The organism is Methanoculleus sp. 10, from assembly GCF_913757945.1.
Lineage (GTDB): Archaea > Halobacteriota > Methanomicrobia > Methanomicrobiales > Methanoculleaceae > Methanoculleus.
Genome location: NZ_CAJYDP010000016.1, coordinates 1 through 8,895 on the forward strand (window position 1 = coordinate 1; position 8,895 = coordinate 8,895).

The 8,895-nt window shown below is 65.1% G+C and carries 12 protein-coding genes and 1 pseudogene; 2 read left to right on the top strand and 11 right to left on the bottom strand.

Annotated elements, in window-relative coordinates:
- Positions 1-215: 215 nt before the first annotated feature.
- On the bottom strand, positions 216-650 hold the full coding sequence (locus QZ408_RS14525; RefSeq protein ID WP_292492717.1) for a DUF371 domain-containing protein: 435 nt from the start codon (positions 648-650) through the stop codon (positions 216-218).
- Positions 651-683: 33 nt separating this feature from the next.
- Here QZ408_RS14525 and QZ408_RS14530 point away from each other — a divergent pair, with 33 nt between their 5' ends.
- On the top strand, positions 684-1,274 hold the full coding sequence (locus QZ408_RS14530) for an HVO_0476 family zinc finger protein (RefSeq protein WP_292492719.1): 591 nt from the start codon (positions 684-686) through the stop codon (positions 1,272-1,274).
- A 128-nt stretch (positions 1,275-1,402) separates the two neighbouring features.
- Here the strand turns inward: QZ408_RS14530 and QZ408_RS14535 are convergent, their stop codons facing one another.
- From QZ408_RS14535 to QZ408_RS14555, 5 genes are all read right to left on the bottom strand, one after another.
- Positions 1,403-1,669, bottom strand: a complete 267-nt coding sequence (locus tag QZ408_RS14535; RefSeq protein WP_292492721.1) for a thioredoxin family protein — start codon at positions 1,667-1,669, stop codon at positions 1,403-1,405.
- A 44-nt stretch (positions 1,670-1,713) separates the two neighbouring features.
- On the bottom strand, positions 1,714-2,406 hold the full coding sequence (locus QZ408_RS14540; RefSeq protein ID WP_292492724.1) for a hypothetical protein: 693 nt from the start codon (positions 2,404-2,406) through the stop codon (positions 1,714-1,716).
- Between the two features lie 100 nt (positions 2,407-2,506).
- Complete coding sequence (locus tag QZ408_RS14545; RefSeq protein ID WP_292492727.1) at positions 2,507-2,716, bottom strand: hypothetical protein; 210 nt, start codon at positions 2,714-2,716, stop codon at positions 2,507-2,509.
- Positions 2,717-2,767: 51 nt separating this feature from the next.
- Positions 2,768-3,058, bottom strand: a complete 291-nt coding sequence (locus QZ408_RS14550; protein ID WP_292492729.1) for a hypothetical protein — start codon at positions 3,056-3,058, stop codon at positions 2,768-2,770.
- Positions 3,055-3,240, bottom strand: coding sequence for a hypothetical protein (locus QZ408_RS14555; RefSeq protein ID WP_292492732.1), 186 nt, complete (start codon positions 3,238-3,240; stop codon positions 3,055-3,057). Before QZ408_RS14555 ends, QZ408_RS14550 begins: the two co-directional genes overlap by 4 nt.
- Positions 3,241-3,332: 92 nt before the next feature.
- On the opposite strand from QZ408_RS14555, the gene QZ408_RS14560 reads away from it, so the two are divergent.
- Positions 3,333-3,530, top strand: coding sequence for a hypothetical protein (locus tag QZ408_RS14560; RefSeq protein ID WP_292492735.1), 198 nt, complete (start codon positions 3,333-3,335; stop codon positions 3,528-3,530).
- Between the two features lie 12 nt (positions 3,531-3,542).
- Here QZ408_RS14560 and QZ408_RS14565 read toward each other — a convergent pair whose 3' ends face one another.
- From QZ408_RS14565 to QZ408_RS14585, 5 genes and pseudogenes are all read right to left on the bottom strand, one after another.
- Positions 3,543-6,443, bottom strand: a complete 2,901-nt coding sequence (locus QZ408_RS14565; RefSeq protein ID WP_292492737.1) for a hypothetical protein — start codon at positions 6,441-6,443, stop codon at positions 3,543-3,545.
- A complete protein-coding gene (locus QZ408_RS14570; RefSeq protein WP_292492740.1) occupies positions 6,440-6,781 on the bottom strand; it encodes a hypothetical protein in 342 nt (113 codons plus the stop codon). The genes QZ408_RS14565 and QZ408_RS14570 overlap by 4 nt, the downstream gene beginning before the upstream one ends.
- Positions 6,778-7,044, bottom strand: coding sequence for a hypothetical protein (locus QZ408_RS14575; protein WP_292492741.1), 267 nt, complete (start codon positions 7,042-7,044; stop codon positions 6,778-6,780). The genes QZ408_RS14570 and QZ408_RS14575 overlap by 4 nt, the downstream gene beginning before the upstream one ends.
- A 350-nt stretch (positions 7,045-7,394) precedes the next feature.
- Positions 7,395-8,531, bottom strand: coding sequence for an AAA family ATPase (locus QZ408_RS14580; RefSeq protein WP_292492744.1), 1,137 nt, complete (start codon positions 8,529-8,531; stop codon positions 7,395-7,397).
- An 85-nt stretch (positions 8,532-8,616) separates the two neighbouring features.
- Positions 8,617-8,895 (bottom strand): annotated as a pseudogene (locus tag QZ408_RS14585) (hypothetical protein); the annotation flags it as partial.

Sequence of the window (8,895 nt, forward strand, 5' to 3'; positions counted from 1 at the left end):
CCTATCCCCGGTTGCCGTCCCGGCCTGCAGGGGCCGGGTGCCGTTCGATTCTGGTTCGTATACGCTTTCGGACGGCTCATCGCGCCCCGCGGTGGACGAGAAAGGATGGGCGGACACTCGTCGTTACGGCCCTGGATCTCGCCGGGCGATCCCGAAGGGGCTCCTGCCGTCGGGCTGCGGAACGCCCGGTGAGGCGTCCGCTCCTGCCTGCCGGGTCAGGGCCCCTCCGGGGTCTCCGCCTCAAGTTCGACCACCAGTTCCTCCCCCCGCCGGAGCGCCGCGATGAACTCCCGGGGAAGGGTGGCCGCGACGCGATCGGAGCGGATGCCCACGGTCCGGTCGGAGACGAAGCCGCTCTGCCGCCAGACGAGGTCGGCGGGGTGGTCCAGGGTGAACGCCGCGCTCCCTCTTGAGCGGACCTCGACGGTCTCGCCCCCCGCAGAAAGACGGGCCGTGAGCACCGCCCGGTCGTCGCGGAGCGCCGCTTTCAGGCCGGGGTCGAGGTCTGCAGCACCTTTGTTGGCCCCGATGCCGATGATGCAGTCGCCCGATGGGGTCAATGTCTCGTCCCTCGTCACCTCAAACGTCGTCCGATGGGTTCCCTGGACCAGCGGGTGCCCCCGCGCCCGCACGATATCCCTTGCCTTCATGCTTAATTAGGTGAGGGCTTCTATTGCTAATGAATGATGAGTATCGTTTGCCCCGTCTGTAAAGAGGAGTGCGAACACCAGGTTCTCCGGGAAGCCGCCGAACTGGTGGTGCAGTGCAGTGTGTGCGGCCAGGTCCACCGGATACCAAAGCCCCCCGAACCCCGTATCTTCACCATCAGGGCGATCGTGAGCCGGGAGACGGAGTCGCAGGTCTGCAGCGTGGAGATGCTCGAAGGCGAGGTCGTGAGCCTCGGGGACCAGATCGCCGCGGAGTGCGGGGACGAGGTCTATGGGGTTGAGGTCACCGGCATCGAGGCCGGCGAGAAGCGAGTCCGCCGGGCAAAGGCCGGGGAGGTGACGACCCTCTGGACCCGGGGCATCGAGCAGGTCGTCGTGAAGGCATCCATCCACACCGGGCGCACGACCCTCCCCCTCTACCAGACCGCGGAGGGGGAGGAGGAGTTCGTCGTCGGGGAGGCCTACACCTTCGGCGGGCGGCGGATCCGGATATCGCACATCAAACTCCGCGACGGCCCGGTCATGCGCAAAGAGGGCTGGAAGACGGTGGCCCGGCGGGTGAAGCGGATCTACGGGTACCTCGAGGGGCGCTACCCAAGACCGTGAGTCCCACGGGCCCAAAAGGAGACCGGGGCGGGCCCGCCGGGCATTGCAGCGCATGCCGCCGCCGCTCTCACGGGCGGCCGGTAACCCCGGACGACACAGCAGGATGGAGATTCGCGCCCGCCGGGGCCTTACCCGGGCAGGTGCCGGCGGATCGCGGCCTCGAGGTCTTCGCGGTGGACGAGCCCCTCCATCCGCTCCCTGACCTCGTCGCCCTCGATGACGAGGGTTGTGGGGGTCACCCGGAGGCTATACTCTTTGATGTAGTGCGGGTTCTTCACGGCATCGATCTCCTCGATGGTGATCCCGAGGTCCTGCTCCACCTCATGAAGGATCGGGGTCTGCTCCTCGCACCCCATGCACCCCTCCTGGTAGAAACTTATCACCTTTACCGCCATATATGGCAGAAAGCGGGGAGACTATAAAAATCTGTGGGGTGTAGTTACCCCGTTATGCTGTTGAGGGTGACCTCGGCGCTGCCGTAGCGGTAGGTGATGACCAGCGAGTCGTCGGTCTTTTCCGTCACCTTCCCGAACCGGAGTGCCGGGGCCTCGCTGGTATCGTTGCCCATGGGGAGGTCCGGCGATTTCGTCAGCCCGAGCGCGACCACATCACCCACCTTTCTCTCCGTGAAGTTGAGCCCGATACCGTCGGCATCCTCCCGGCTCAGGTTCGCCTCGAGGTTATTCTCCCCGTAGGAGAAACCGATGACCTTCGTCTCCCCCGGGCGCATCCCGACGAGCCCTTCGGAGATGGCGTTGGTCTCAAAGCCGAGAAGGCCGACGTCCGCAAAGTCCGGCGGGTACTCGACCGGCAGGACGGCGACGTTCTCGCCCGAGACCCGGGCGCCGACGGGCATCGTCAGGCCTCTTGTCAGGAGGACGAGGTTCCCCTTCTGGTATTCGCTCGAGAAGAGGTTCTGGTCGGTCGTGATGATGGGGCGCCCGTCCTCGCCGCGGATGGTGTAGCCGATGGCCGCGGTGTTCCCCACTTTGGCCTTCTGGCTGCTCCCGAAGATCGGGGCGAGGTAGGTCCCCACCATGGCCACCGCAACCAGCAGGGCGACGCCCACGTAGGCCCATTTCAGCCACGCCTTATCGTCGCCCTTCGGGGTTTTCTGCTGTGTCTGTTTCATTAGTGTACAATCGCCTTTTGGTGAAATAAATTAGTACCGTCGTGGGCGGGGGAGGGTTCGGGTGCGTTGCCGTGGCTTCATCCATCCCCGGGGCGGAGTTTCACCGCACTCCCGCCCCCCTGTTCCATTCCCGGACCAGCCGGGCGTAGCACCCCTCGCAGACCTTCGCCTGCGCCTCCCCCGAGCGGTAGACCGCCTTTCTCTCCCCGCAGACGTCACACCGGCCGATCTCCACCTTCACCCGCTCAAACGTCCGGTGGTCCAGGGTGCCGGGGAGGGGGCGCTTTGCCTTTGAGAGGCAGTCGTGCATCCTCCAGGGGTTTTTGTAATCCAAAGAGCCATCATGGTGCATCCGGGAGGCTCAAATGCGCCCGTATCTTCGGTGTGCCTTCTCGATGGACATAATATGGGTAATATAGACGAGATTGTTATCCGGGTCGATATTGTAAATAACCGTGAATGAACGTGCGACATGAAGGCGGTATGACTCCCGCTTTTTGTTTGTATGGAGTTTCTCTTTGTCGCCATCCGGGCCAGGGTAGGGATTATCCTGTAAAATTTTCAATTTTTCTTTGATGATCCGCTGATCTTTGGCTTCGAGCGAATGTAAGAAATCCAGCGCATGTTTGTCCACCATGAGGCGGAATGTCACAGGTCTAACTCCACGAACTCATTGCGCGCCATGATTTCCTCGATATCATCCGTGAGCCGCTGTTTTTTTACCCTTTCCACCAATCTCGCGAGCGTATCGTCGAGCGTCTCGTCCGGGCGCCTGAGGTCCAGAATCTCGTTATAGGTCTTTTTTGAGACGGGGATGTTCTCCGTAGCCGACATTAAAACCTGATCTGTGCTGATCACGGATATACTTTCTTTCACGGGCCAGGTGAACGAGGGACGCGACACCGCAGCCGGGAGGCTTCCCCCGGATGACAGACCCGATCCCGGTCAGGGGATCCCCGGCAAAGAGCGAGCGGGGGAAGAGTTCCCTTCATGCCGGTGCGGGCACCGCGTCGGCCGATGGCGCCGTCCTGGTGAAGGTGACGTTGGAGTCGCGGCTGGCCCTCAGGGCAGGAGCAGGAGAACGAAGGAGCTTCAGCCGTCACGCCCTCCGGCCAATCATATGACATTATCTCCGCTTATCGGACCCCCTTCCCCCTGTTCCACTCCCGGACCAGCCGGGCGTAGCACCCCTCGCAGACCTTCGCCTGCGCCTCCCCCGAGCGGTAGACCGCCTTTCTCTCCCCGCAGACGTCACACCGGCCGATCTCCACCTTCACCCGCTCAAACGTCCGGTGGTCCAGGGTGCCGGGGAGGGGGCACACTTTTCCGGGCCGCTTCGCCTTTGAGAGGCAGTCGTAACAGAGATACCGGTTCTCGCCGCCCCGTTTCACGGAGGATGTCGGCCGGCGACCGCAGATGTGGCAGGGTTGGTTCTTCTCCACCGGGAGGGCGATGTAGTCCGCGGGGTTGATGGGCGGCGACGTTGGCAGCACATCGGCAGCATGTTGGCAGCAGGTGCTGCCATTGAGTGCAGCCGCCTCCGAGACCGGATCTGTATTTCCGCTACGATTCGTGGGATCCTCCGGATCATTGGCAGCAGTGTGGAAAACGCAGGCACCCCGGCCACCACCCGGAGTTTCATCGTCCGTGCTCTCCGTTCTCTTATTCTGCTGTACATGTACGTACATAGATCGATCTCTCTTGATATCCTGAGCACCTTTCCCGGAACCCTCCCCGTTTTGGCCGATCTCTTGTTGGCAGCACCTGCTGCCATTCTGCTGCAATCTGCTGCCATTGCTGCCAACGTCCGGGTCGTCGTCCAGCCAGACCGAGGCACCATTGCTCCAGGCCCGGTAGGCCTCACCATCGAACGTGAAGTACTGCTCCCGGCGGCGGACCGTGACCCCGTACTCGCCGCCCTCCGTCACGGTGGCGTCGTAGAGGCTGATCGCGGGGCACTTCTCCAGGAGGCCGGCATACGCGGCCCGGCTGTTGTTGTAGCCGTGGAGGAGCCGCCGGGTCTGGTAATAGGAGAGGCCGAGGGCGTTCTGGAGCTCCCGGACGGTGAAGACCTCGACCCCCATGCTCCCGACCGTCGCAAGCGCCGCGGCCTCGTTCTTCGTCAGTTTGGTCTCCTGGCCGCCGGCTTCGCCGTTGAGGGCGCCGTAGAGGTTGGCCGCCGCCGCGAAGTCTTCTTCCCGGGCGATCACCGCCCCGTCGCCGTCGCGGTCCCGCTGGAGAAAGAAGAGCCGGGCCCGGCACTTGATCAGGTCAAAGAGCATGCCCGGGTTCCGGCGGTTCTGGGTTGTGGAGAACTGGATTCTCCGGGCAAACGGGATCCGGACGGGGAGGACCTCCTCTTTGACGACCTCCCAGATCGCCCGGCAGGTGAGGACGTCGTCTTCTCTATGGGACTGGCCGGCCGCCTCGGCCTCTTTCATGTGGTCGAGCACCCTTCGGTCCTGGCCGGCGGTGTCGTCGATCCAGACGGTGAGCATCCGGTTCATCACCTGGTCGTCGCCGATATCCTCGACCTTCGCGAGCCACCAGACGCACCTCTCGGGGATGGTGCAGACCCGGAGTTTCCTCTCGGTCGTGAGGGTCCGGTGCTCGATCGGCTCGCGGAAGTTCGTGGTTGCGGATTTGAGGACCTCCTGGAGGTCGTCGGAGAGCGAGACGTCGTCGAAGAGGAGGACGGTCCCCGGCCGGAGGCTATCGTCGTAGTAGAGCGCTTTGTCGGAGACGGTGCCTTTGAGTTTGTAGGCCGCCGGGATGAGGTTCTGCATCGTTGCGCAGGCGTGGGTTTTGCCCTTCCCGGAGTTGCCGGAGACGGCGACGTGGAGGCCGTTCGTGTTCTCGACGGACTGCGAGGCGATGGAGATCGCGAGGCACTCCGCGACGGTGCGGTCGCCGACGTGGGCTTTGTTGAAGGTGTCAAGGAGGAAGGCGAGCGGGTCGCCGGTCCGGAGGATATCGAGCGCACGCTCGCGGTGCCCGTCGGGAGGGGAGTACTGGTTCTCTGTATCCGGCGGCGTTCTCCGGGTCTTCTCCCGGGGCTCATACATCCCCCGGAGCTCGGGCCAGCGCTGCGCCCCTCCGCCGCAGGTCTGGTGGTGGCAGCCGGCGAAGACGGCACCGTTTGCGAACTGGATGGCAAACGCGCCGTCGTTATGGGCCGACGAGAACGGGCACTCGGCGAGGGCGTAGAGGGTGCCGCCCTGGTAGGGTTTCGTGCTCCGGACGGCGATGCCGTGCTCCGCGAGCCAGAGGCCGAGGTCGATGCCGGCGGTATTCTTCGATCGGAGAGGTTCCTCCCGGGGGAGGAGCCCGGCGAGGTGCCGGAGCCGATCTACCGGGACGATCTCGATCTCTTCTGGAGCCGCGAGGATCTTCGCCCGCCGGTGCGGCCGCTCGGGGGTGTTGTCGCCCTTCCGGGATACGGTCCCGTAGAGCTTCCAGATCCGGGCGGCGTTGTGGTTCGCGGTGTCGACGGTGATCACGTCGTTCGAGAAGAGGGCGTCGAGGGTCGCGAGCGCCCCCCTGACAACCTCCGTTGCCGCCCCGTCGTTTTCGAGGTCGATCCTGTAGAGCAGGTGCGCCCCGTTCCCGGAGTCGGCTTTGATGGGCGAAGGGAACCCCTGCTCGGCGAGGTATGCTGCGATCCTCTCTGTGGCAGCGATGGCCGCGTCGTGCTCTTCGTCGGTCGATGAGACCCCGCCCGGCCGGACCGGGTCGATGTCGATTGGGAACCAGCGCCGGCGGGTGATGTCGGCGTCGGCGGTCGTCGCATCTTTCCGCGATAGACGCATCTTGATCCGATTTGCCCGCCGGGCAAGGAGCGCCGGGTTCGGGGCGTTCAGGGTGACGTAGATCCCGGCGACCGCCGGATCGGCATCGAGGGGCTCGACGGCTTGAACAAGCGCCTTATGGTCGTCGAAGTAGCCCGAGTGGGTTACGCCGTCAGCGAGCGCCCGGACCTCGACCACGCTGCCGGGGGCGGCGAGGAGTTCCACCGCCCGGCGGATCTCCCCGCTCATAGCCCTACCTCCGGGGCGAGGGGAAGGAGGGGGGCGCTCGCCGCCTCCCCGCTCGCGACGCGCCGGAAGGAGGCGAACGGGACGATCCAGGCGCCCTCCCGGGTCCGGATCACCACCGCCCGGCCCGCGGGGTTCAGCGCCGCGTGCCCCTCGATCGTCACTTCTCCCGTGACGGTGCCGTTCGCTCGCCGCACCCGCTCCCGGACGACCGGGGCCGGCCTGCCCGAAAAGACAAGCGCCCTTGTGTCGTCCGGCGCGATCCGGCAGCTCTCCGCCTCGACGTGGACGATGAGCCCGCCTGCCGCCGTGCAGGCGAGGGTGCCCGGTTCCGGGGTCATGGCCGCCCCCGCTCGACGGTGACGGTGTAGTGGTGGTTCCGCGTCCGGCAGACGTGGATCTCCCGCACGGCCCGGCCGTGCCGCCGGATCTCGTCTGCGACCGCCTGGGGAATCAGGTAGAGCGGGACGACACCTGCGCGTCGCTCCCCGGTAGCTGCGCTTATTGCCCTGGAAGAAGAAGTGTTATCGGCAGTCCCGTGTGAATCGATATTGGCGTACGTTTCATCCCGTGGGCTGCCGTCTATCCTGTCTCTGTGCTGCATTCTGTTTCCTCGCCCTGGAACGTTATCAGTCTGACTTTACCGCCGGCGGCCCGGTTCTCCCGGAGAGGCTCTGCCGTCGGATCCGGGCTGCGGCCGCCGCCCCCGGGTCCTCCCCCATCGGGGGTTCTTCTGTCGTGTTGCATGGTCGTTACCTCGCACCGGGAAGATGCCCGGCGCATACATCATTCTCAGGCTCCCCCGGTTAAAAGGATGATCCACAGGCCCTGAATTGGGCATCGGACCCCATATAAACGTTTCTTTATCAAAAAAGAAAATTTGGAAGGAGCAGGCCGGGATCGTGAATTGCCGGCAGGATTGGGAGTGCCGACCTGTTCAGCCTTTTCGCCGGATCATCCCGGGGACGGAGTCCCGCCCCGGGCACACGCCGCAAAGACCTCGTCGGGAGCGTAGCGGAGGAGGACCTCGTACCCCTTCCCGGTCTGGAGGAGGTCGACGATCCCGGCATCGGCGAGCCTTCGTAACCGGGTATGGTAGGTCGTCCTCCCGACGGCGAGGTAGTCCTGCACCTCCTCAAAGACCGCCCCCGCCATCATCTCGCCCCCGGACAGCGACTGTTCCGCGATCTGGTAGAGGAGTGTGCGCTCGCCGGGGGAGAGCGCGGCGGTCCGGGCGGCAAGCGCCGGTGACCTGACCCCGGCGACCACACCCATGACGTCCTTCCGGGTGACCCGGCGACGGCCGTCCCCCTCGGCCCGGAGGCACGCCTGCCGGAGGAGGGCGATCCCGACCCGGATGTCCTGCTCGCCGGCGGTCATCTCCGCGACAAGGTCGAGGACCGGCGCCGGCACCACCCCGGGGTAGAGCCCCTGCCGGATGCGGTCGCCGAGGATCTCGCGGATCTCGGTCTTCCCGTAGGGCGGGAAGTTGACCTCGGTCGGGCGAAAGATCGACCGTACCGGCCCATCGGCCTCGGCGTAGAGGTTCGTCGCAAGATCGCTTGTGACCGCAAAGACCCCGGCACCCCGGACGTCCCACTTCTCGTAGAGCCGGAGGAGCTGGTAGAGGAGGATGTTGTAGGTGCCCGCCGGGATGAGGTAGTTTGCGTCGTCGAGGCAGACCAGGAGGCTTGCGTTCTTCTCCCCGAGCCGGGCGGCGATGCCCTCCCTGATATCGCCGAGGTGCCGTGAGGGGGGTGCGTAGCCGAAGAGGTGCCTTGAGATGCTCCGGTAGACCGCGAGCAGGGTGTGGTCCTGCCGGCAGTTGACGTAGGCCGGGACGACCTTTTTGGTGCTCTCTTTGAGTTCACGAAAGATCCGGCGGACGGTGGTGGTCTTCCCGGTCCCCGGGGGGCCGCGGAGGACGGCGTTCATCGGGCTTCCGCCCCGGAGGGCGGGCTGGATGAGGAAGGCGAGCTCCCGGACCTGGGCGTCGCGGTGGTGGAGGTGGTCGGGGACGAATGTGGGCTCAAAGGCCTCGGGGTCGCGGAAGAGGGTCTGGTCGTGGCGGAGAAGGGATGAATGTGTCATACTCCAGTCTGGAGCTGAGGTAGTTATTAACGGGGAGCCGTGCGCGGGGTGAAAGTGAAAGTGAAAGTGGGGGTTATCCCCCCTCTTACCTCAGCTCCGGGACGGCGTCGGCCCAGGTCTCGACGGCGGTCCTGATTGCATCGTCCTGGTAGGACGATATCCGGACGGTCTTTCGGGTGAAGGTGACGTAGTAGTCGTCGCCCGAGGGGTCGTGGCACCTGAGCTGACAGTAGTAACTCTCGCCGCCGAAGTCGCGCTCGGCCACGCCGCCCATCGCGGTCGCAAGCGCGGTGTTCGCGAGGACCTCCGCGATGTTCGCATCGAACGCGGCGATCGAGGGGGAGTGGAGCGAGACGGTCCCGAC

Bases quoted from the DNA above. Each gene is read 5' to 3' on its own strand.
- QZ408_RS14545 (WP_292492727.1), bottom strand. From the start codon at position 2,716: ATGCACGACTGCCTCTCAAAGGCAAAGCGCCCCCTCCCCGGCACCCTG.
- QZ408_RS14525 (WP_292492717.1), bottom strand. From the start codon at position 650: ATGAAGGCAAGGGATATCGTGCGGGCGCGGGGGCACCCGCTGGTCCAG.
- QZ408_RS14565 (WP_292492737.1), bottom strand. From the start codon at position 6,443: ATGAGCGGGGAGATCCGCCGGGCGGTGGAACTCCTCGCCGCCCCCGGC.
- QZ408_RS14575 (WP_292492741.1), bottom strand. From the start codon at position 7,044: ATGCAGCACAGAGACAGGATAGACGGCAGCCCACGGGATGAAACGTAC.
- QZ408_RS14530 (WP_292492719.1), top strand. From the start codon at position 684: ATGATGAGTATCGTTTGCCCCGTCTGTAAAGAGGAGTGCGAACACCAG.
- QZ408_RS14535 (WP_292492721.1), bottom strand. From the start codon at position 1,669: ATGGCGGTAAAGGTGATAAGTTTCTACCAGGAGGGGTGCATGGGGTGC.
- QZ408_RS14560 (WP_292492735.1), top strand. From the start codon at position 3,333: ATGACAGACCCGATCCCGGTCAGGGGATCCCCGGCAAAGAGCGAGCGG.
- QZ408_RS14540 (WP_292492724.1), bottom strand. From the start codon at position 2,406: ATGAAACAGACACAGCAGAAAACCCCGAAGGGCGACGATAAGGCGTGG.
- QZ408_RS14580 (WP_292492744.1), bottom strand. From the start codon at position 8,531: ATGACACATTCATCCCTTCTCCGCCACGACCAGACCCTCTTCCGCGAC.
- QZ408_RS14570 (WP_292492740.1), bottom strand. From the start codon at position 6,781: ATGACCCCGGAACCGGGCACCCTCGCCTGCACGGCGGCAGGCGGGCTC.
- QZ408_RS14555 (WP_292492732.1), bottom strand. From the start codon at position 3,240: ATGTCGGCTACGGAGAACATCCCCGTCTCAAAAAAGACCTATAACGAG.